This is a genomic window from Sphingomonas sp. C3-2, from assembly GCF_033025475.1.
In the GTDB taxonomy this organism is placed as follows: Bacteria; Pseudomonadota; Alphaproteobacteria; order Sphingomonadales; family Sphingomonadaceae; genus Sphingobium_A.
The window spans coordinates 2,631,682-2,653,910 of record NZ_CP130322.1 but is presented as its reverse complement, the minus strand read 5'-3'; the positions used below and the strand labels follow the sequence as shown (position 1 = coordinate 2,653,910).

Here is a 22,229-nt window from a genome sequence, read left to right as displayed (position 1 = left end):
CTCAGCCGTTCACCACCTGCTCGATCACGCCGAAAATCGGGTGGTGGCGCGCATCCTCCATCCAGATCCGCACGCTGTCGCCCGACTTCAGAAAAGGCGTTTTCGCGCCGCCCGTCTGGATCGTCTCGATCATCCGGATCTCGGCGATGCAGCTATAGCCGACGCCGCCGTCCGCCACCGGCTTGCCCGGCCCACCATCCGCGTCGCGGTTCGAAACCGTGCCCGATCCGATGATCGTCCCCGCCCCCAGCGCGCGGGTCTTCGCGGCATGCGCGATCAGCGTCCCGAAATCGAACGTCATGTCGACGCCCGCATCGGCGCGGCCAAAGGGCTGGCCGTTCAGGTCGACATGCAGCTGCCCCGAAAGCTTGCCGTCCTGCCAGCTGTCGCCCAGCGCATCGGGGGTCACGTACACCGGCGACATCGCGCTTGCGGGCTTGGACTGGAAGAAACCGAACCCCTTGGCCAGCTCGCCCGGAATGAGGTTGCGCAAGCTGACATCGTTGGTCAGCCCGACCAGCCGGATCGCCGCCAGCGCCTCCTCGCGGCTCGCGCCCAGCGGCACGTCGCCCGTCACCACGACGATCTCGGCCTCCATGTCGCAGCCCCAGGCCTCGTCGGCCAGCGGAATGGCGTCGCGCGGGCCCAGAAACCCGTCCGATCCGCCCTGATACATCAGCGGGTCGTGCCAGAAGCTGTCGGGCATCTCCGCGCCGCGCGCCTGCCGCACCAGCGCGACATGGTTCACATAGGCCGATCCATCCGCCCATTGATAGGCGCGTGGCAACGGCGCCGCCGCCTCGCGCTCGTGAAACCGCTCCTTGGGGATCACGCCGTGCTCCAGATCGGTCGCCAGATTGCGCAGATCGGCCTCCAGCCGGTCCCAGTCATCAAGCGCCGCCTGCAGCGTCGGCGCGATATGGCTGGCATCGGCACACCAGGCCAGATCGTTCGACACCACGACCAGCTTTCCGTCGCGTCCCTGTTTCAGGCTTGCCAGCTTCATCGCCTCTCCCTTTCTCACTCGTCAACGCCCGGCACTGATTAGAGGAAACGGGCAATCGCGAATTTGGTAACAATCGCAACCACCACTGTCCACTTGTCGATAAATCTTACGTGAACGGAATTCACCTTGACGGAAACGTCAACACAGGCTTCCTTGCGCGCACAAGAATAATGCAGGAGTGGAAGCGTATGGCAATCGAGTCTTCCGGTCGCCCGATCTACGATGAAAACCACGAGGCCTTTCGCGATACGGTGCGCGCCTTTCTGCAAAAGGAAGCCATCCCCAATATCCAGCGCTGGGAAGAGGCGGGCATCGTCGAAAAGGCGATCTGGCCCAAGGCCGGCGAGATCGGCATGCTCTGCCCCACCGTGCCGGAAAGCTATGGCGGGCTCGGCCTCGATTTCCGCTACAACGCGATCATCAACGAAGAAATCGCCTATTCGGGCGCACCCTTCGGCTTCCAGCTCCAGTCCGATATCGTCGTCAGCTATCTCATCCATTACGGGTCCGAAGAGCAGAAACGCCACTGGCTGCCCAAGCTCGTCTCGGGCGAGGTCGTCTCCGCGATCGCGATGACCGAACCGGGCACGGGCTCCGATCTCCAGAGCATCCGCACCACCGCGAAAAAGGACGGCAACCATTATGTGATCAACGGGTCCAAGACCTATATCACCAATGGCCAGAATGCCGATCTCATCCTCGTCTGCGCCAAGACCGATACCGAGGTGCAACCTGCCTGGAAGGGCGTGTCGATCATTCTGGTCGAGGCCGAAAGCGAAGGTTTCCAGCGCGGCCGCAATCTCGACAAGATCGGGCAGGACGCCGCCGACACCTCCGAACTTTTCTTCAACGATGTCCGCGTGCCGATCACCAACTGCCTCGGCGAAGAGGGCAAGGGCTTCATCTATCTGATGAGCGAACTGCCACAGGAACGGCTTTCGGTCGCGGTCTCCGCGCAAGGCTCTGCGCAGCGCGCGTTCGACGATACGGTCGCCTTCACCAAGGATCGCAAGGCGTTCGGCAAAACGGTGTTCGATTTCCAGAACACCCGCTTCACCCTCGCCGATCTGAAGGCCAAGCTGCAGGTCGGCTGGGCGCATCTCGACTGGGCGGTCGCGCGCCATGTGAAGAACGAACTGACGCCCGAGGAAGCCGCCGCCGTCAAGCTCTGGCATACCGAGCTGCAATGGGAGGTGATGGACAAGTGCCTTCAGCTCCACGGCGGCGCGGGCTATATGAACGAATATCCCATCGCCCGGGCCTGGCGCGGCGCCCGCGTCACGAGGATTTACGGCGGCACCAGCGAAATCATGAAGGAACTGATCGGCCGGTCGCTCTGATGATCTCGCCGCGCCCCCTGCGCCGGTCAGGCGTCGTGGAACACCGCCCATTCCTCCAGCGGCGCACGTCCCGTCTCCAGCCGGTTGGCGGGGGCGTGCGGGTCTTCATGGCCGATCGCCACGCCGCAAAAGAGCATGCGGTTGGCGGGGATATCCAGAAAGCGGGTGATCGTCTCTGGGTAGACCGCCCAGCACTCCTGCGGGCAGGTGGCAAGCCCCGCTTCCACCGCCAGCAGCATGAAGCTTTGCAGGAACATGCCAAGGTCCGACCATTGCGGCGGCCCCATCTGCCGGTCGACCGTGCAGAAGATCGCAGCCGGCGCGCCGAAGAACTGGAAATTGCGGGCGAACCATTGGCGGCGCGCGCCCTTGTCTTCGCGCGGGATGCCAACATGGCCGTACAGCGCCTCACCCACCGCAAAGCGCCGGTCGCGATAGGGCGCGCTCAGCGCGGGCGGATAGATGGCATAGGCGGGCTCCTCCACGATGCCCGCCGCCAGCGTTTTCCTCATCTGCGCCTTCAGGCGCCTCATCGCTGGCCCGGTCACGACATCGATGTGCCAGGGCTGGACATTGCCGCCGCTCGGCGCCCGCGCCGCCTTTTCCAGCAATGCGCGGATCATGTCCGGCGCTACCGGATCGTCCAGAAAGCCGCGCACCGAACGCCGGGCCGCAATCGCATCGCTCAGTTTCACATTCCGCTCCCATCTTGCCTGTCACGCCCCGGAACATCCCCCGGCGTCGGGCCATCGTCCTAATTCAGCACAAAGGAGTTTCCATGGGTACGGCCTATATCGTCGAAGCAGTCCGCACCGCCGGTGGCAAACGCGGCGGTCGCCTTGCGGGGTGGCATCCCGCCGACATGGCGGGCGCGGTGCTCAACGCCGTGGTCGATCGCACCGGGATCGATCCCACCGCGATCGACGATGTCATCATGGGCTGCGTCAGCCAGGCGGGCGAACAGGGGTTCCAGATCGGGCGCGGTGCAGTGCTCGCCTCGCGCCTGCCCGAAAGCGTCCCCGCGGTCTCGATCGATCGCCAATGCGGCTCTTCGCAGCAAGCCATGCAGTTCGCCGCGCAGGCGGTGATGTCGGGCACACAGGACGTGGTGATCGCCGCCGGCGTCGAAAGCATGACGCGCGTTCCCATGGGCTCGACAGCGATGCTCTTTGCGCAGGCCGGGCTCGGCACCTCGAAAAGCCCGCACCAGGAAGAACGCTATCCCGGCATCCATTTCTCCCAGTTCATGGGCGCCGAGATGATCGCAAAAAAGCACGGCTTCACGCGCGAGCAGCTCGATAGCTACGCGCTTGAAAGCCACCGCCGCGCCGCCGCCGCCGCCGAGGCCGGGGCCTTCAAAAACGAAATTGTCGGGCTTCCGGTCGACACCCCCGATGGCCCGATCATCCACGATCAGGATGAAGGCATCCGGTTCGGCGCCACGCTCGAAGGCATCGCCTCGGTCAAGCTGCTGCAGGAAGGCGGGATGATCTCGGCCGCCAATGCCAGCCAGATCTGCGACGGTGCCAGCGCGGTGCTGATCGTCTCCGAACAAGCGCTCAAGGAGCACGACCTTACCCCGCTAGCGCGCATCCACAATCTCACGGTCACCGGCGGCGATCCGGTTATCATGCTCGAAGAACCGCTCTACGCCACCGAAAAGGCGCTGGCGCGCGCCGGGCTCAAGATCGACGATATCGATCTTTACGAGGTGAACGAAGCCTTCGCCCCGGTTCCGCTCGCCTGGCTGAAACATCTCGGCGCCGATCCGGCAAAGCTCAACGTCCATGGCGGCGCCATCGCGCTCGGCCATCCGCTCGGCGCCAGCGGCACCAAGCTCATGGCCACGCTCGTCAACGCGCTCGGCCGCCACGGCAAGAAATATGGGCTGCAGACGATGTGCGAAGGCGGCGGGCTCGCCAACGTCACCATCATCGAACGGCTCTGATACAGCATTGGGAGAGGAAGCCTCATGAAGATTGATTCATCGGTTGCAGCGGTCGTCACCGGCGGGGCCTCGGGCCTCGGCGCGGCCACGGCGCGCGCACTTGCGGCAAAGGGCGCCAAGGTCGCGATCTTCGACCTGCAGCGTGAAAAGGGCGAGGCCATCGCCAACGAGATTGGCGGCACCTTTTGCGAAGTGAACGTCACGTCGGACGAAAGCGTCGATGCCGGCTTTGACAGGGCGCGCACCGCGCATGGGCAGGAACGGGTGCTGGTCAACTGCGCGGGCGTTGGCAACGCGATCAAGACCGCCAGCCGTTCGAAGGAAGATGGCAGCATCAAGCATTTCCCGCTCGATGCGTTCAACTGGATCATCCAGATCAACCTGATCGGCACCTTCCGCTGCATCGCCAAATCGGCTGCGGGCATGCTCACGCTCGGCCCCGTCGACGAATATGGCGAACGCGGCGCGATCGTGAACACCGCCAGCGTCGCCGCCGAGGATGGCCAGATGGGGCAAGCCGCCTATTCGGCGTCGAAGGGCGGCGTAGTCGGCATGACGCTCCCCATCGCGCGCGATCTGATGAGCGAAGGCATCAGGGTGAACACCATCCTGCCCGGTATCTTCAACACGCCGCTGCTTCAGGCCTCGCCGCAAAATGTGAAGGATGCGCTCGCTGCTGCCGTCCCCTTCCCCAAAAGGCTGGGTCAGCCCGAAGAATATGCCCAGCTGGCGCTCACCATGATCGAAACCGGCTACTTCAACGGAGAAGACGTCCGGCTTGACGGGGCGATCCGCATGGCGCCACGCTGAACGCATGGCAAAACCCGATTCCTGGCGGCTCGAAAGGGCCGCCTACCCCTTCACCAATTCCACCGAAACGCGCTTTCAGGATCTCGATCCGCTCGGCCATGTGAACAATGTGGCGATGGCGGCGCTGTTCGAAAACAGCCGCGTGCGTTTCAATCGTTCGATCGAACTCACCAACCGGCACGCCTCTCAGGGCGCAGGCGATCGCTGGCTCGTCGCCTCGGTATCGATCGCCTATCTCGCCGAAGCGCATTTTCCCGATGCGGTCGACGTCTGCAGCGGTATCGGCCGCGTCGGCACCAGCAGTTGGACGATCCTGTCGGCCGCGTTTCAGGGCGATGTCTGCGTCGCCACCTGCGACACCGTGCTCGTCCTCACCGATGCGAACGGGCCCAAACCGCTGCCCGATCCGATCCGCACGGTCTTTGGCGAACGCCTGGTCCGCCAGCCCGCTTGATCCTTTAGCGGACGATGCCGATGCCGAACCTGATCCGCGTCGTCCGCCGGTTATAATCGAGCAGATTTTCACCGTAACCGACAAAGCCCTGGCCAAAGAGATAGAGGTTGAGCGGGGTCGAGATAATCCGGTCGAGCGGATAGGAAACCTCCGCGTCGAACGATCCCTTGCCCGATCCGAAATTCAACCGCGTCGCGGTGGTCAGGCGAAAGCCGTCATCCTTGCCGATCTCGGCGAACAGCCCGGTATTGCCGCGATAATGGGCGATATCGGAATTATCCTCCTTATCGCCGACGAAGAACCACAGCCTCGGCCCGATCGTCAGCTTGTAATCGCCGATCGGCATCGTCGCCATGGTCTGCACATAAACATTGTTCAGGCTGCGCGAGGCATCCCCGTCACGGCCATTGGATTCGTGCCGCAGCCCGATCTGGCCGCCCAGCGCCAGCTTCTCCGAAACCGGGACGGCGGGGGCGAGATAGAAGATCTCGGGCATGAAATCGATGTTGCGGAACGGCGAGGAATGCCCGCCTAGATCCCAGAACAGCTTCTGGGTAAATCCGAAATGCAGCCCGTTTATGAAGGGGGCGCCCGGCCCCACTTCGCCCGCATCGCCGAACAGCTGATATTTGAAGCTGATCTGCAGCCGCCCGTCGCTGTTGGTGCCCGGGCCATATACCGCATAGATCGGTTGATAGCTCGAAAGATTGCCAAGATAGGCATTGCCCAGATCGGGCTTGGCGCTTGGCGCGTCGAGCGTCGCCTCGATCGGCATCGGCTCGCGCACTGCTTCCTTTTCCGCCATCCGAACGGGTTGGCTCGCTGGCGCGGCAAAGGCATAACGCGGCGCACCGGCATCGCCTGTGTCCAGCACTAGGCTTGCCTCCTCGCCCGCCGTCACCCCGGCCGGCAGCGCGAATTGATACAGGCCCTGCACAAATCCGCCCTGCGCCGCTGCTGCGGCGGAGGGGACGCCCCCACCACGCTCCAGCGTCACCGGCATGGGCTGCCCGTTCAGCGTCAGCGTCGCGGGAATTTCGTCGGGCAGGCTGGCGCTATCAGGCCCGCCGTTCAGCAAGGTTACTTCCACCTGCATCCGCCCGGTTTCCTTGGCCGGGGTGATTGCGCTGATGATGAGGCGCGGCGCGGCCTCGGCCTGTGCCGGGCTGGCCGCGATCAGGATCAGCGGCGCACCATATGCGAAGAGTTTCATGGGGCCGGCTATGCCGCGACAAGATGGCGAAGAAAAGGCAACCGACCCGCTCTGTGCGCCGCCGCGTGCCTCAATCGACGAAGCGCGGCGCGCGTTTCTCGAAATTCGCCGTCACCGCTTCCACCTGATTGGGGCTGCGGACGATCCGCACCTGCTCCTCGCTCTCGGCCATCAGGATCGTCGCCGCATCGCTTTCGGCGGCAAGGTTGAACAGCCGCTTGGATGCCCGCACCGCATGCGGATTGCGCCCCGCAATATCGCGCGCCAGCGCCAGTGCCTCGTCATAGGGCGCAGCCGAGGTGCGGGTAACAAAGCCGAAACGCTCGGCCTCCGCCCCCGAAAATTCGCGGTTGGTATAGGTCAGCTCGCGCAGCACATCGTCGCGCACCAGCGTCCGCCACAGCGCAACGCCCGCCATATCGGGCACAAGCCCCCATTTCATTTCCATGATCGCCATGCGCGTGTCGGGGTGCGCGATGCGGATGTCCGCGCCTGACATGATCTGAAACCCGCCGCCAAAGGCAGCACCATGAACCGCCGCAATCACCGGTACCTCAAGCGTGCGCCAACCCCATGCCACCTGCTGAAAGATATTCGCGGGCCCGTGCGTCCGATCGGTCAGCGAGGCACCGCCAAGGCCGCCGCCCTCCCCGATCGCGGCCATGCTCGCCATGTCCAGCCCGGCGCAAAAGGCGCGGCCCTCGCCCGAAAGCACCACCGCGCGCAAACCCGGCGTCCGCCGCAGCTTATCGATCGTCCCGGCAAGCGCGTCGATCATCGCGGGGTCGAGCGCATTCATCTTGTCGCCCCGCGTCAGCCGCACCTCCGCCACACCGGCATCGATCGCCACGGAAACCCGGTCATTCATACTCGCATCCTTCATCCATTCGCCGGGCTGTCGGTGCCCCAGTAACGGTCGCGCAGCACCCGCTTGTACAGCTTCCCGGTCGGGTGGCGCGGCAATTCATCGGTAAAGTCGATCTGGCGCGGCAGCTTCACGCCGGATAGATTGGCCCGGCACAAAGCCGTCAGTTCGTCGGCCAGCCCGGCCCCGGCATCGGCCATGTCCACGGGCTGGACGATCGCGACCACACGCTCCCCCATGTCGGCGCAGGGCGCACCGATCACCGCGACATCGGCCACGCGCGGATGGGTCACGATCAGGTTCTCGATCTCCTGGGGATAGATATTCACGCCCCCCGATATGATCATGAAGCTCGCCCGGTCGGTCAGGTACAGAAATCCCTCCTCATCCACCCACCCGATATCGCCAAGGGTGGACCAGCCGAGCCGGTTACGCCCCTGCGCGGTCTTTTCCGGGTCGTTATGATATTCGAACGGATGCCCGTCGGAAAAATAGACCATCCCCTGCGTCCGCACGGGCAGTTCATTGCCTTGCTCGTCGCAAATATGGACCTTGCCGATCATCGCGCGGCCGACCGACCCCCTATGCGTCAGCCAGTCCGCCGCCTTGATCGCGGTCAGCCCATTGCCTTCCGATCCCGCATAATATTCGTCGATGATCGGCCCCCACCAGTCCATCATCGCCTGTTTCACCGGCACCGGGCAGGGCGCGGCGGCGTGGATGGCCGAGCGCAACGAGGTTATGTCATAGCCCGTGCGAACCGCTTCAGGCAGCTTCAGCATCCGGATGAAATGCGTGGGCACCCACTGGCTGGCGTTGATCCGATAGCGCGCAATCGCCTGCAGTGCCTCTTCGGGCTCGAAATGCTCCATCATCACCACCGTGCCGCCCAGCCGCTGGACGCTCATGCACCAGCGCAGCGGCGCCGCGTGGTAAAGCGGCGCGGGCGAAAGATAGATGCTGTCGGCACCAAAGCCGAACATCCCCGCCGCCAGCATCGCCAGCCCATGGGGCGCATCGATCGCCGGATCTTCGGGCAGCGCGATGCGCACCCCCTTTGGCCGCCCGGTCGTACCCGAGGAATAGAGCATGTCCACGCCCGCGCTTTCATCCGCAATCGGCGTGACTGGCATCGCCGCTGCTTCGGCCACCCAGTCCGCCCACCCTGCGCGGGGTACGCCGATCAGGTAACGCGGCACATCCGGTATCGCCTCCGGCAATCCGTCCAGAACGCCCCCCACGCCTTCGGACGTCACCAGCAACCGCGCGCCACTGTCGCGCACGATATACGCGATCTCCGGCAGCGCGAGCCGGCACGAAATGCACACATAATGCAGCCCCGAGCGCTGTGCCGCCCAGGCCAGTTCGAAATACCGGATATGATTGTCGAACAGGAACGCCACCGTGTCCCCGCGCGCCAGTCCCAGCCGTCGGAACAGATGCGCGCCCTGGTTCGACCGGGCATCAAGCGTCGCATAATCGATGCGCTCGCCAGACCCGGCCATGATGACTGCGGGCTTTTCCGGCATCGACCGGGCATGGTGCAGCGGATGAGTCACGGCATCGCTCTCCCTCTGGCCACGGTGGCAAGGTGCTTCCCCAGCCCCTCTCCTTTCCGTAAGCGTCATCTAATCACAGCTTCCGGGGCAAGTCACCCATTTCCATTTCGACGACGTTGCAGACAGAGGCTCCAGCCGCTAGTCCGCGCGCATCAGTAAATGCAGGCAGTTTCACGATGGAAGACTTGACCAACATGCCATTCGATCCGGCGCGCTTGCTACGCGCCATGAACGACTATGGGCATGGCGGCGTGCTCGGGCTCACCTACCGCGCGCATGGCGAGGATTGGGTCGAGCTTGAGCTGCCCTATAACGAAAAGCTCGTTGGCGATGCCGATACCGGCATTCTCGCCTCCGGCCCCGTCGTCTCGCTGATGGACATGGCAACCAGCGCCTCGGTCTGGGTGCGTGGCGGAAAGCTGCGGCCGCAGGCCACGCTCGATCTGCGCGTCGATTATCTCCGCCCGGCCGCGCCCGGCCGCTCGGTTATCGGCCGCGGCGAATGCTATCGCATCACGCGCAACATCGCCTTCATCCGCGGTCAGGCGCATGATGGCGATCCCGAAGATCCCGTCGCGCATGTCGCCGGCACGTTCATGTTTCTCTGAAAGCCGATATCCCGATGAAACCGCTTCCCCCTTATGCTGATACGCTCGGCCTCTCGATCTGCGGCGACGAGCGCGGCGTGCCGATCCTGTCGATGCCCTTTTCCAACGAAGTGCTGGGGCGCCCCGGCTTCGTCCATGGCGGCGCGCTTGGCGGCATGCTCGAAATGGCGGCGATCGCCGCGCTTTATGCCGAGTTCCGGGATGAAGACACGCCCCGGCTGAAACCGATCAACATCACCGTCGATTTCATGCGCGGCGGCCGCGAAAAGGAAACCTTCGCGATCGGGCTGGTAACACGCGTCGGCACGCGCATCGCCAATGTCGAGGCCGTCGCCTGGCAGGATGACCGGGAAAAGCTGATCGCATCCGCGCGGATGAATATCCTCATCGCCCGTTGATCGCCTTTAAGTGCTTCATAACGATCCCCTGCCACATTCATGACGGCATTGGGCAGGGGAGGTTTTTCAGTGCAGTTTGAAATGCTAAAACGCTTGTGGACAGACAGGCGCGGGGCAACCGCAATCGAATATGGGCTGATCGCCGCCCTCATCTCGCTAGCGGCGATCATCGCGTTTCAGATGCTCGGGCTGTCGCTCGTCGATACGCTCAACACCCTCACCAACGCGATGCGCGGGCATTAGACCCGCGCGCCGCAATCAGGCGTCGATGCTCGTTCCCAGGCTCGCATTCACCAACCCACCGTCGACCGTGATCGTCTCGCCAACGACATAGTCGCCTGCGCGGCTGGCCAGATAGATCGCCGCCGCCGCCAGATCCTCCTCGGCCCCGATCCGCCCCGCCGGAATGCGTTTTGCCACCTCATTGCCATGGTCGCGTGCGGCGCGGTTCATCTCCGACGCGAACGCCCCCGGCGCGATCGAGGTGACGTTGATATGATCGCTGATCAGCCGCGCCGCCATCCGCTTGGTGAGATAGATCAGCCCAGCCTTTGACGCGTGATAGCTGAATGTGTCCCACGGATTGAGCCGCATCCCGTCGATCGAGGTGATGTTGATCACCTTGGCCGGCTTCGACGCAGAGCCCGCCGCCTTCAGCGCGCCGTGTAGCGCCTGTGTAAGGAAGAAGGGCGATTTGAGGTTAAGGTCCATCACCTTGTCCCAGCCGGCTTCCGGAAACTTCTCGAACGGTTCGCCCCAGGCGGCACCGGCATTGTTGACGAGAATGTCGAGCCGCTGTTCCTTTTCGGCGAACGCCTCCGCAAGCGCGCGGCAGCCGGCGACCGTCGAAATATCATGCGGCAGCGCGATGCAGTTGGGGCCAAGCTCCTGCGCGGTCGCCAGACACGCTTCGGCCTTGCGCGACGAGATATAGACCTTGGCGCCCTGTGCGATGAACCCCTCGGCAATCCACTTGCCGATATTGCGCGACCCGCCGGTAACGAGCGCAATCCGCCCCTCCAGCGAAAACAGCTTGCTGACGTCCATCATCCTGTCCTTCCCGGCTGTTCAGCCCCCACGGCGGATCGTCTCACGCGCGATCACGATCTGCTGGATCTGGCTGGTTCCTTCGTAAATGCGGAACAGGCGCACATCGCGGTAAAGCCGTTCGATGCCGTAATCCGCGATATAACCCGCCCCGCCAAAGATCTGGACCGCGCGGTCGGCCACGCGCCCCACCATCTCGCTCGCGAAATATTTGGCGGCGGCCGATTCCATGGTCACATTCTCGCCCGCATCCTTGCGCGCCGCGACATCGAGCACCAGCGCCCGCGCAGCGAGCGCCTCGGTTTTTGAATCCGCGATCATCGCCTGGATCAGCTGGTGCTCGGCGATCGGCTTACCGAACTGGATGCGCGTCGTCGCATAGGCCACGCAGTCGGCGATAAGGCGATCCGCAACGCCCACGCACACGCCCGCAATATGCAGCCGCCCGCGATCGAGCACGCGCATCGCCACCTTGAACCCGTCCCCCTCCGCACCCAGCATGTTCGCCGCCGGCACGGGCACGTCATCCAGATGCACGTCGCACACATGCGCGCCCTGCTGCCCCATCTTGCGTTCCGGAGCCCCGATGCGCACGCCCGCGAGATCTGCGGGCACCAGAAAGGCGGATACGCCGTGCGCGCCTTCCCCGCCCGTGCGCGCCATGACGGTGAAAAGCGACGCCTTGTCCGCATTGGTGATGAAACGCTTGGTGCCGGTGACGCGGTACACATCGCCGTCGCGGACCGCGCGGGTTTTCACGGCGGCGCTATCGGACCCGACATCGGGCTCGGTCAGCGCAAAGCTGGTGATGATCTGCCCGCTCGCGATGCGGGGCAGCCACTGCGCCTTTTGCGCATCGCTGCCCGCCATGATCAGCCCCTGGCTGCCAATCCCCACATTGGTGCCGAAGGTGGAACGCATCGCCGGGCTCGTCCGCCCCAGTTCGAACGCGATCCGCAGTTCCTCCCCCATATTAAGGCCAAGGCCGCCATATTGTTCGGGGATCGACATGCCGAACAGCCCGAGCGCCTTCATCTCGGCGATCAGATCACCGGGAATCTCGTCGCTTTCGGCCACCTCCGCCTCGCGCGGGCGCAGCCGTTCGGCGACGAAGCGGCGAATGGTCTCCAGCAATGCTTCAAAGACTTCAGGATCCAGCGCCACTCAGCTTCCCCTTCGTCCTGTACCTCAGATCATGGGATCAATATCCGTGCATCCGCGCCACGCGGTCCGCCTGGAAATTGCTGTCTCCAAAAAATTCCTGCAACGCGCGGTCGCGCTTCATGAACAGCCCGACATCATATTCGTCGGTCATCCCGATGCCGCCGTGCATCTGCACACCTTCCTTGACCGCAAGGCTCGTCGCCTGCCCCGCCTTGGCCTTGGCAACCGCGACCATCAATTCGGCCTTGTCACTGCCCTCATCAAGCAGCTGCTGCGCCTTGAGCACCGCCGCGCGTGCCACTTCCATCTCGGCATAGAGATGCGCGGCACGGTGCTGGAGCGCCTGAAACTCACCGATCAGCTGACCGAATTGCTTACGCTGCTTGAGATAGCCGATCGTCATGTCCATCGCGCCCGCACCGACGCCCGCCAGTTCGGCCGCCGCACCGGCACGCCCGGCATCGAGCAAGCGGGTCAGTACCGCCCAGCCGCCATCGACCTCGCCGATCACCGCATCACCGTCCACCTCGACCCCGTCGAGCCGGACATGCGCGCCCATCGCGCTATCGACCAATCGCGCAGCCTCCAATGTCATGTTCGCGCTATCCTTGGGCACCGCGAAGAGCGTCAGCCCCTCGGTGTCACCGGGGCTGCCCGCGGTCCGCGCGGCGACGATCAGCATGTCGGCAGACGCGCCCTGCACCACGAACTGCTTTTTGCCAGTCAGGCGAAACCCATTGCCCGAGCGCTCGGCGCGCGTCGCAATCGCCTGGGGCCGGTGCTTGGCGCCTTCGTCGATCGCGAGCCCCAGCACCGTCTCACCCGCCAATATGCCCGGCAGCCAGCGATCGCGCAGCGCCTTGTCCGCCGCGTTCAGCGCCGTCACGCCTGCGATGGCGGTGGTCAGAAAGGGCGAAGGCGACAGGTTGCGCCCGATCTCTTCAAGCACGATCCCCGCCTCGACATGCCCGAGGCCGAGGCCGCCTTCGGCCTCGGGCACGAGGATGCCGGTAAAGCCCATTTCGCCGAACTGCTTCCACAACCCATGCGAAAAGCCGTCCTTGCAGTTCATGTCGCGAAACTTGCGGAAATGCGGGATCGGTGCCTCGCTCGCCATGAAGCTGCGTGCGCTGTCCTGCAGCAGTGCCTGATCGTCGGTTAGGTAAAGCGGCATCGGTTCAATCCTGAATGGTGTTGCGGGCTGGTCGGATGCCGGGCGTCAGCCGCCGGGCAGGTCCAGGATGCGCTTGGCGATCACGTTGAGCATGATCTCGCTCGTCCCGCCTTCGATCGAATTGGCCTTGGTACGCAGCCAGGCGCGCGCCTTGCCGCCACCGCCTGAAGCCTCGCTTTCCCATTCCAGCGCATCGGCACCGCCCGCCGCCATCACCAACTCGTTGCGACGCTTGTTCAGCTCGGTACCGTAATATTTCATCATGTTCGGCTGCGCGGGATGCGCCTTGCCGGCCTTCAGCTCGTCAAGGAACCGTTCGCCCATCGCACGGAAGGCGAGCGTGTCGACATCGAGCCGCGCCATTTCGGCCCGGAGCAAAGGTTCCTCGGCCATCAGCTCACGGTGCATCGCACCAAGCGATCCCATCGGCGCATTGCCCGCACCCGAGATCATCTCACGCTCATGCCCGAGCAGATATTTGGCGACGTCCCAGCCGCGGTTGAGTTCGCCGACGATCTGGTTCTTGGGAACGACGACATTGTCGAAAAAGGTTTCGCAAAAGGGCGAATTGCCCGAAATCAGCTTGATCGGCTTGGTCGAAACCCCCTGTGTCGTCATGTCGAACAGCAGGAAGCTGATACCACGATATTTGTCGTTCTTGTCGGTTCGAACAAGGCAGAAGATCCAGTCCGCCTTGTCGGCATAGGAGGTCCAGATCTTCTGGCCGTTCACCACCCAGTGATCGCCCTTGTCCTCGCCGTAGGTCTGGAGCGAGACAAGATCGGACCCCGAACCCGGTTCGGAATAGCCCTGGCACCAGCGGATTTCGCCGCGCGCGATCTGGTTGAGATAATGGAGCTTCTGTTCTTCGCTGCCGAATTTGAGGAGCGCGGGGCCGAGCATCCAGATTCCGAAGGAGGAAAGCGGGCTGCGACAGCCAAGCGCGGCCATTTCCTGCCGCAATATCTTGGTCTCGGCAGGCGACAACCCCGCGCCGCCATAGGGCTTGGGCCAGTCGGGCACGGTCCAGCCCTTTTCGGCCATGCGTTCCAGCCAGATCTTTTGTGCATCGTTCTTGAAAACAGGATTGCGCCCGCCCCAGCACGCATCGGTTTCGTCGCGCACAGGCTCGCGCATTTCCGGCGGACAATTGGCGTCGAGCCATGCCCGCGTTTCGGCGCGGAACTGCTCAAGATCAGCCATTCCTCTCTCCCGATTCCATTTTCGAATTTCCAGTATGCTTGACGAAAACGTCAACGAAGTCCAGCCTTGTCGCATGCCGAAAAGTCGGTGACGGAGAAATCCGGTAAAGAGAGGGTGCGCGTGACGATTCCGGTCGATACGAGGCAGCGGGAAGCGGACGAACGCGCGCTCGAGCGCCGTGGGATCACCCTGTTTCTCCTCACGCTCACCTATTTCTTTTCCTATATGGATCGGCAGATCCTGGCGATCCTGCTTGAACTGATCAAAGCCGATCTCCGCCTTTCGGACATGCAATTGGGTCTGCTTTCCGGGCTGGCCTTTGCCATTTTCTATGCCGGTCTCGGCATCCCGGTTGCCCGGCTTGCCGATCGCGGCAACCGACGCAACATCGTCGCGATTTCGCTGGGGCTGTGGAGCCTCATGACCGCTTTGTGCGGGCTGGCGCAAAATTTCGTGCAATTGCTCTTGGCGCGCATCGGCGTCGGCATCGGCGAAGCAGGATCCAGCCCGCCCAGCCATTCGATGATCGCCGATCTCTATCCGGCAGAAAAACGTGCGGGCGCCATGGGCATCTATGCGCTGGGCGTTGTTCTGGGTGGCGGCTTTGGCACGATGATCGGGGGCGCGCTGGCGCATCTTTATGGCTGGCGCATCGCGATCATCGCGGTCGGCATTCCCGGCATTTTCCTCGCCCTTCTTGTGCGCGCACTGATCGTCGAGCCCCGTCGGGGCCTCTCCGATCCGCCCGCCCAGACCGAGGGCAAGGCGCCAGGCATCGGCGCCGGCTTTGCAAGCCTCTGGCAGTCTCCGGCGGCCCGTCATCTCGTTCTCGCTGTCACGCTGACATCGCTCATTGGCTATGCGCTCACCGCCTGGGCACCGAGCTATTATCAGCGCAGCTTTGGCCTCACCCTGCCCCAGATCGCCCTGATCCTTGCGCCGATCATTGCAATTATCGGCGGTATTTCGGGCGTGGTGGGCGGCAAGCTTGCCGACCGATGCGCACGCCGCCACGGCCTGCACAGCCAGAGCTGGCTTGTCGCGCTACTCAAGGCGATTGCCTTTCCCTTTGCCCTCGCGCTCTACATCGTGCCCGACGTCGAACTGGCGCTGATCTGCTATGGCATCGCGCTGCTTTTCCAGAACAGCTATCTCGGCCCCAGCTTCGCGCTTATCCAGGGGCTCGCACCAGTTCAGATGCGCGCATTATGGGCAGCGATCACCTTGCTTTCGATCAACCTGATCGGGCTTGGGTTCGGCCCCACCCTAATCGGCCTGTTGAGCGATCTCTACCGACCGGCGCTGGGCGCGGAATCGCTGCGCTACGCACTGCTCACCATGTGCGCCATCACGCCCTGGGCGATCTGGCATTATTGGCGCGCGGGCGTTTTCCTGCGGGCGGACGGGATATCCCGCCCCGCCGACCAGCATGCCGTAGGGGCAGCGGCTCGGTGATTGACCATACCGAAGTCTCGAATATGCTTTGACATATAAACAGGAGGGATGCGGGCGATGAGATTCGCAGGCAAGACGGCGGTCGTTACCGGCGGCGCTTCCGGTATCGGCAAGTCAACGGTCGAACTGTTTCTGGCGGAAGGCGCGCAGGTCGTGATGGGCGATCTCGACGCCGAGGCCGGCACCAAAATGGTCTCCGCCCATCCTGGCACGCTGCATTTCAAACGCTGCGACGTACGCGCGGACAGGGATATAAAAGCCCTTATGGATTTTGCCGCCGAGGCCACCGGCGGCATCGACATCGTCTTCAACAATGCCGGTGCAGGCGGCGCGCGTGGCGGGATCGACGAGATCACCGCCGAGGAGTGGGACGATACGATGGCGCTGTTGCTGCGTTCGGTCGCGCTCGGCATCCGCCATGCCACACCGCATCTCAAGGCGCGCGGCGGCGGCGCGATCGTCAACACCAGTTCGGTCTCGGCGCTCCAATCCGGCTATGCGCCGACCGCCTATTCGGTCGCCAAGGCGGGCGTGCTGCATCTGACACGCATCGCCGCCGCCGATCTGGCGCAATATGGCATCCGCGTGAACGCGGTGTGCCCTGGCTTCATCGTCACCAACATCTTCAACCCTGCCTTCGATCCCGCGATCGACGCATTGCAGGCCAAGCAGATCCTGATGGGGGCCGCCGCCCATGCCCAGCCCGTGGCACGCGCCGGCCAACCGCGAGACATTGCCGAGGCGGTCGCCTATCTTGCCTCGGACGCGGCATCGTTCGTCACCGGCACCGACCTGCTGGTTGATGGCGGGATGCTGATCGGCACGCGGGCAAGCTGGGACCCGGCAACACCCGGGCTGATCGATATGCTGGCGGCGCGCGCATGAGCGGCCAGCCGGTGCCGATCGGCACCAAGCTTGCCTATGGGTTCGGCGCGGTAGCGTATGGCATCAAGGACAACGGCTTTTCGGTCTTCCTGCTGCTGTTCTACAATCAGGTGATCGGCCTGCCCGCGCATGAGGTTGGGCTCGCCATCCTGATCGCGCTGTTGATCGACGCCTGTATCGACCCGCTGGTGGGTGCCCTGTCCGATCGGACACGCACGCGCTGGGGACGCCGCCATCCCTGGCTCTATGCATCCGCGCTGCCGATCGCGCTGGTCTGGCTGTTGCTCTGGAACCCGCCCGAACTGCCGGTGTCGCAGCAATTCTGGTATCTGCTTGGCGTCGCCGTGCTCGTGCGGGCAGCGGTCTCCTGCTATGAAGTGCCGTCGATCGCGCTGGTCCCCGAAATTACGCGCGATTATCATGAGCGCACAGTGGTCGTCCGTTACCGCTTCCTCTTCGGCTGGGCCGCCGGGCTCGTCATGCTGGCGCTGGCCTACGGCGTCTTTCTGCTGCCCGATGCCGAATATCCCGTCGGCCAGCTCAACCCGCGCGGCTATGAGAAACTGGCGCTGGTCGGATCGATCGCCATGCTCATCGCGGTGCTGGTATCGGCCCTTGGCACGCACCGGCGGCTTGCCCGCCCGGTTGCCGAGCGCAACCAGCCAGCGGCCGACCATAGCCTGCGCGCGATCCTCGGCACGCTCAACGACCGACCGTTCCTGATCCTTATGGCGGCAGGCATCTTCACCTTTGCCAATCAGGGCATGACCTTCGCGCTGTCCAACTATCTGCTTCTTTATATCTGGGAATTCCCGCAGACCGCGCTGATCATCTATGCCATCGCGCTGTTCGGCGGGGTTTTCCTCGCCTTTCTGGCGGTCCCCCGGCTGGCGGGCCGGCTGGGCAAGAAGCACGGCGCGGCGCTCACCGCTTTTCTTTCGGCCATCGTCATCACCACGCCCTATTGGCTGCGCGCCGTCGGGGCCTTTCCCGAACCCGGATCCCCCTGGCTGATGCCGGTGTTCCTGACGATGATTGGTCTGGCGACAATGTTCAACGTCTGCTCGATGATTCTGACCACATCGATGATGGCCGATGTGACCGACGCCGCCGAACTGCGCACCGCGCGGCGCGAAGAGGGGCTGTTCTTTGCCGGCTATTTCTTCGTCCAGAAATGCGTGACGGGGATCGGCATCTTCCTGTCGGGCACGATGCTGGCGCTGATCGGCTTTCCGGAAGGCGCGCAGCCCGGCGCGGTGCCCATCGACACGGTCGATGCGCTGGCGCTGGTATATGGCGGGCTGACGCTTTTCATCGGCTGCTGCGGCGCCTGGTGCTTCCTGCAATTTCCCTTCGGGCGCAACGACCATGAAGACAGGCTGCGCCAGCTTTCGGCACGGCGTGAGCGCAATGCGCGGGAAAATGAGGGAATTACGCTGCGAACGGCGCTGGCAGAATCGGATTGTGCCTGACATCATCGCGCAAAAGATACGGAGAGAGACGAGCCAATGGATTTCAGCCTGAACGACCGTGAGACCTATTGGCGCGACCGCGTCCGCGATTTCATCGAACGCCATGTTCGCCCGCACGACAAGGATTACCATGCCGAGCAGAAGACCGGCGAACGCTGGAAGGTGATCCAGACGATCGAGACGGCGAAGGCCAAGGCGCGCGAGGCCGGGATCTGGAACCTGTTCATGCCGCCATCGTCGGGGCGCGTGCATGTCGACGACAGCTTCGCCTTTGACGGCCCGGGGCTTACCAACCTCGAATATGCGCTGTGCGCCGAGGAAATGGGACGCATCAACTGGGCATCCGAAGTCTTCAACTGCTCGGCGCCCGACACGGGCAATATGGAGGTGCTTTATCGTTACGGCACCCGCGCGCAGAAGGATCGCTGGCTGAAGCCGCTGATGGAGGGTGAGACGCGGTCCGCCTTTCTGATGACCGAACCCGCCGTCGCCTCTTCCGACGCCACCAATATCGAAACCCGGATCGAGCGCGACGGCGATCATTATGTTATCAACGGCCGCAAATGGTGGTCGAGCGGTGCGGGCGATCCGCGCTGCGACATCGCGATCGTGATGGGCAAGACCGATTTCGAGGCGAAGCGCCACCAGCAGCAATCGATGATCCTGATGCCGCTCGACACGCCGGGCGTGACGATCCTCCGCCACCTCCCCGTCTTCGGCTATGACGATGCGCCGCACGGCCATATGGAGATCGAGCTGAAGGACGTGCGCGTGCCTGTGGATAACATGCTGCTGGGCGAAGGCCGCGGGTTCGAAATCGCGCAAGGCCGGCTTGGGCCGGGCCGCATCCATCACTGCATGCGCACGATCGGCGCGGCCGAGGAGGCGATCGAGAAAATGGCCAAGCGGCTGCTGTCGCGCGTCGCCTTTGGCAAGCGCGTGGCCGACCAGAGCGTGTGGGAACAGCGCATCGCCGAAGCGCGGATCGATATCGAGATGAACCGGCTGCTGTGCCTCAAAGCCGCCGACATGATGGACAAGGTGGGCAACAAGGCCGCGCAGGCCGAGATCGCGATGATCAAGGTTGCCGCGCCGCGCATGGCGCTGAAAATCATCGATGACGCGATCCAGGCGCATGGCGGCGGCGGGGTTTCCGAGGATTTCGGATTGGCCAAATCCTATGCGAGCATCCGTACGCTCAGGCTGGCCGATGGGCCCGACGAGGTGCACAACCGATCGATCGCGCGGATCGAATTCGGCAAGCACGGCGCCGCCGCCGCGCCGGGCCTGTCGAGCGGGGATATCGGCGTTTCACGCTGAGGAGAAGCCCATGCCCATCCTGGTTCCGGCACGCGAAAACCGGAACAAGGTGGACATGACATTGCAACGGGTGTCCCACCGGATGCCGGATAATCAGGACATGGAAACGCCATGAAAGCAGCCATTCTCCACATGCCCGGTCAGGCATTGACGATCGAGGATGTCCAGATTTCCAAACCCGGCTCGCGCGAGGTGCTGATCCGCACTGCGGCGGTGGGGGTCTGCCGATCCGATCTGCATTTCGTGGACGGCGCCTATCCGCATCCGCTGCCGACCATTCCGGGGCATGAGGCCGCCGGGATTGTCGAGGCGGTGGGTGACCAGGTGACCACCGTGAAACCTGGTGATGCTGTGGTAACCTGCCTGTCCGCCTTTTGCGGGCACTGCGAATACTGCGTCACGGGCAATTTGTCGCTGTGCACCGACGCCAGCCTGAAACGCGGCAAGGGTGAGCCACCCCGGCTGATGATGGGCGATACCGTCGTCCACCAGATGCTCAACCTGTCCGCCTATGCCGAACAGATGCTGGTGCACGAACATGCCTGTGTCGCCATCGACCCCGAAATGCCGCTCGACCGCGCGTGCGTGATCGGATGCGCGGTGACGACGGGGGCTGGTGCGATATTCCACGCGGCCGATGTCTCACCGGGCGAGACGGTAGCCGTGGTCGGATGCGGCGGGATCGGGCTGGCGGCGGTGAACGCCGCGAAGATCGCGGGCGCGGGGCGGATCATCGCGATCGACCCGGTGCCTGAGAAGCGCGCGCTCGCCGAAAAGCTGGGCGCGACCGACACGATCGACGCCAAGGCAGACAATGCCGCCGCCGAGGTGGTGGAACGCACCAAGGGTGGCGTCCACCACGCGATCGAGGCGGTGGGCCGCCCCGAAACCGGCGACATGGCGGTGCAGCTGCTGCGCCGGGGCGGGACGGCGACGATCCTTGGCATGATGCCGCTGACGCACAAGGTGGGGCTGTCCGCGATGGACCTGCTGGCTTCGAAAAAGCTGCAGGGCGCGCTGATGGGCGGCAACCGCTTCCCCGTCGATATACCAAGGCTCGTCGATTTCTACCTGCAGGGCCGGCTCGACCTCGACACGATCATTGCCGAGCGGATGCCGCTGGAAAAGATCAACCACGCCTTTGACGAATTGCGCAAGGGCGATGCCGCGCGATCCGTGATCACCTTTGACTGATGACGGACGGGCAGAGCATGAGCCAACTATCCGATGCCGAGACGACCATGGTGGGCACGACCGCGGTGCCCGAAAAGGACCGGCTGGACGAAGCCGCGCTGACCGCATGGATGGCGCAGAATGTGGAAGGGTTTGAGGGCCCCCTTCGCCTGTCCAAGTTCAAGGGCGGGCAATCCAACCCCACCTACCGCATCGATGCGCCGAGCGGCGCCTATGTGCTTCGGCGCAAGCCCTTCGGCCCCCTCCTCCCCTCCGCCCATGCGGTGGACCGCGAATTCCGGCTGATCTCCGCGCTCTACCCGACAGGCTTTCCGGTCGCCCGCCCCTTTGGCCTGTGCACCGATGAGGGCGTGGTGGGTGCGATGTTCTATGTCATGGGGCTGGTGGAAGGCCGGAACCTGTGGGACGGATCGCTTCCCGGGCTGACGCCCGAGGCGCGGCGCGGCATTTATCACACGATGATCGATACGCTCGCGGCGCTCCATGGCATCGATCACGAGGCGGTTGGGCTGGGTGATTACGGCAAGCCCGGCAATTATTTCGAACGGCAGGTCGGCCGCTGGACCAAGCAGTACCGCGCGTCGGAAACCGAGACGATCCCGGAGATGGAAAAGCTGATCGAATGGCTGCCCCGCACCGTGCCGGTGCAGGAGCGGACATCGATCGTCCACGGCGATTTCCGCATCGACAACATGATCTTTGCTGAGGGCGCGCCCAAGGTGCTGGCGGTGCTCGACTGGGAATTGTCGACACTGGGCGATCCGCTGGCCGATTTTTCGTATCTGCTGATGAACTGGGTAACCGAGCCCGAGGGGCGATCGGGCATTTACGGGCTGGACCTCGAAGCGCTGGGCATCCCCTCGCTCGATGAAGCGGTCGACCGCTATTGCGCGGCCACCGGGCGCAGCGGGCTGCCCGATCTCAACTGGTATTTCAGCTATAATCTGTTCCGGCTGACCGGCATCGTCCAGGGTATCAAGAAGCGCGTGATCGACGGCACGGCATCGAGCGCGCAGGCCGAACGCACCGCCGCGCGCGTGCCCAGCCTTGCCAGATCCGCCTGGCATTTCGCGCAACTGGCAGGCGCCCGGTGACAGGAACGATGACGGGGGAC

At 63.9% G+C, this 22,229-nt stretch carries 22 protein-coding genes; 13 read left to right on the top strand and 9 right to left on the bottom strand.

Features of this window, described 5'->3' with window-relative positions:
- Position 1: 1 nt before the first annotated feature.
- A complete protein-coding gene (locus tag QYC26_RS12830; protein ID WP_317512612.1) occupies positions 2-1,006 on the bottom strand; it encodes a fumarylacetoacetate hydrolase family protein in 1,005 nt (334 codons plus the stop codon).
- 188 nt (positions 1,007-1,194) lie between these two features.
- On the opposite strand from QYC26_RS12830, the gene QYC26_RS12825 reads away from it, so the two are divergent.
- Positions 1,195-2,346: an acyl-CoA dehydrogenase family protein gene (locus QYC26_RS12825; protein ID WP_317512611.1), complete on the top strand. Its 1,152-nt coding sequence runs from the start codon at positions 1,195-1,197 to the stop codon at positions 2,344-2,346.
- A 26-nt stretch (positions 2,347-2,372) separates the two neighbouring features.
- Here the strand turns inward: QYC26_RS12825 and QYC26_RS12820 are convergent, their stop codons facing one another.
- Complete coding sequence (locus QYC26_RS12820; RefSeq protein WP_317512610.1) at positions 2,373-3,041, bottom strand: nitroreductase; 669 nt, start codon at positions 3,039-3,041, stop codon at positions 2,373-2,375.
- Positions 3,042-3,124: 83 nt separating this feature from the next.
- On the opposite strand from QYC26_RS12820, the gene QYC26_RS12815 reads away from it, so the two are divergent.
- From QYC26_RS12815 to QYC26_RS12805, 3 genes are read left to right on the top strand one after another with little or no spacing between them, the layout of a single operon-like run.
- A complete protein-coding gene (locus QYC26_RS12815) occupies positions 3,125-4,294 on the top strand; it encodes an acetyl-CoA C-acetyltransferase (protein ID WP_317512609.1) in 1,170 nt (389 codons plus the stop codon).
- 24 nt (positions 4,295-4,318) lie between these two features.
- Positions 4,319-5,104, top strand: a complete 786-nt coding sequence (locus QYC26_RS12810) for an SDR family NAD(P)-dependent oxidoreductase (protein WP_317512608.1) — start codon at positions 4,319-4,321, stop codon at positions 5,102-5,104.
- A 4-nt stretch (positions 5,105-5,108) separates the two neighbouring features.
- A complete protein-coding gene (locus tag QYC26_RS12805; RefSeq protein ID WP_317512607.1) occupies positions 5,109-5,558 on the top strand; it encodes an acyl-CoA thioesterase in 450 nt (149 codons plus the stop codon).
- A 4-nt stretch (positions 5,559-5,562) separates the two neighbouring features.
- On the opposite strand, the gene QYC26_RS12800 is transcribed toward QYC26_RS12805, so the two are convergent.
- The 3 genes from QYC26_RS12800 to QYC26_RS12790 form a co-directional block, all read right to left on the bottom strand.
- A complete protein-coding gene (locus QYC26_RS12800) occupies positions 5,563-6,771 on the bottom strand; it encodes a phospholipase A (protein ID WP_317512606.1) in 1,209 nt (402 codons plus the stop codon).
- 70 nt (positions 6,772-6,841) lie between these two features.
- A complete protein-coding gene (locus QYC26_RS12795; RefSeq protein WP_317512605.1) occupies positions 6,842-7,639 on the bottom strand; it encodes a crotonase/enoyl-CoA hydratase family protein in 798 nt (265 codons plus the stop codon).
- Positions 7,640-7,650: 11 nt separating this feature from the next.
- Positions 7,651-9,195: an acyl-CoA synthetase gene (locus tag QYC26_RS12790; RefSeq protein WP_411197599.1), complete on the bottom strand. Its 1,545-nt coding sequence runs from the start codon at positions 9,193-9,195 to the stop codon at positions 7,651-7,653.
- Positions 9,196-9,371: 176 nt separating this feature from the next.
- Between QYC26_RS12790 and QYC26_RS12785 the strand changes: the two genes are divergently transcribed.
- From QYC26_RS12785 to QYC26_RS12775, 3 genes are all read left to right on the top strand, one after another.
- Positions 9,372-9,803, top strand: coding sequence for a PaaI family thioesterase (locus QYC26_RS12785; RefSeq protein ID WP_411197598.1), 432 nt, complete (start codon positions 9,372-9,374; stop codon positions 9,801-9,803).
- A 14-nt stretch (positions 9,804-9,817) separates the two neighbouring features.
- On the top strand, positions 9,818-10,201 hold the full coding sequence (locus QYC26_RS12780) for a PaaI family thioesterase (protein WP_317512604.1): 384 nt from the start codon (positions 9,818-9,820) through the stop codon (positions 10,199-10,201).
- 81 nt (positions 10,202-10,282) lie between these two features.
- A complete protein-coding gene (locus QYC26_RS12775) occupies positions 10,283-10,444 on the top strand; it encodes a Flp family type IVb pilin (RefSeq protein ID WP_317512603.1) in 162 nt (53 codons plus the stop codon).
- A gap of 15 nt (positions 10,445-10,459) precedes the next feature.
- On the opposite strand, the gene QYC26_RS12770 is transcribed toward QYC26_RS12775, so the two are convergent.
- From QYC26_RS12770 to QYC26_RS12755, 4 genes are read right to left on the bottom strand one after another with little or no spacing between them, the layout of a single operon-like run.
- A complete protein-coding gene (locus QYC26_RS12770) occupies positions 10,460-11,248 on the bottom strand; it encodes an SDR family oxidoreductase (protein WP_317515065.1) in 789 nt (262 codons plus the stop codon).
- A 21-nt stretch (positions 11,249-11,269) separates the two neighbouring features.
- Positions 11,270-12,412, bottom strand: coding sequence for an acyl-CoA dehydrogenase family protein (locus QYC26_RS12765; protein ID WP_317512602.1), 1,143 nt, complete (start codon positions 12,410-12,412; stop codon positions 11,270-11,272).
- A 37-nt stretch (positions 12,413-12,449) separates the two neighbouring features.
- Entirely contained in the window at positions 12,450-13,586 is a 1,137-nt protein-coding gene (locus QYC26_RS12760; protein ID WP_317512601.1) for an acyl-CoA dehydrogenase family protein, read from the bottom strand.
- A gap of 45 nt (positions 13,587-13,631) precedes the next feature.
- Complete coding sequence (locus QYC26_RS12755) at positions 13,632-14,789, bottom strand: acyl-CoA dehydrogenase family protein (RefSeq protein ID WP_317512600.1); 1,158 nt, start codon at positions 14,787-14,789, stop codon at positions 13,632-13,634.
- A 120-nt stretch (positions 14,790-14,909) separates the two neighbouring features.
- Between QYC26_RS12755 and QYC26_RS12750 the strand changes: the two genes are divergently transcribed.
- The 6 genes from QYC26_RS12750 (at position 14,910) to QYC26_RS12725 (ending at position 22,209) form a co-directional block, all read left to right on the top strand.
- Entirely contained in the window at positions 14,910-16,244 is a 1,335-nt protein-coding gene (locus QYC26_RS12750; protein WP_317512599.1) for an MFS transporter, read from the top strand.
- Positions 16,245-16,301: 57 nt separating this feature from the next.
- Positions 16,302-17,129 (top strand): SDR family NAD(P)-dependent oxidoreductase, encoded by an 828-nt coding sequence (locus tag QYC26_RS12745; protein WP_317512598.1) that lies wholly within the window; start codon positions 16,302-16,304, stop codon positions 17,127-17,129.
- On the top strand, positions 17,126-18,601 hold the full coding sequence (locus QYC26_RS12740; protein ID WP_317512597.1) for an MFS transporter: 1,476 nt from the start codon (positions 17,126-17,128) through the stop codon (positions 18,599-18,601). Before QYC26_RS12745 ends, QYC26_RS12740 begins: the two co-directional genes overlap by 4 nt.
- 36 nt (positions 18,602-18,637) lie before the next feature.
- Positions 18,638-19,921, top strand: coding sequence for an acyl-CoA dehydrogenase family protein (locus QYC26_RS12735; RefSeq protein WP_317512596.1), 1,284 nt, complete (start codon positions 18,638-18,640; stop codon positions 19,919-19,921).
- 111 nt (positions 19,922-20,032) lie between these two features.
- Entirely contained in the window at positions 20,033-21,115 is a 1,083-nt protein-coding gene (locus tag QYC26_RS12730) for a Zn-dependent alcohol dehydrogenase (RefSeq protein ID WP_317512595.1), read from the top strand.
- A gap of 17 nt (positions 21,116-21,132) precedes the next feature.
- Entirely contained in the window at positions 21,133-22,209 is a 1,077-nt protein-coding gene (locus tag QYC26_RS12725) for a phosphotransferase family protein (RefSeq protein WP_317512594.1), read from the top strand.
- The last annotated feature ends 20 nt before the right edge of the window (positions 22,210-22,229 follow it).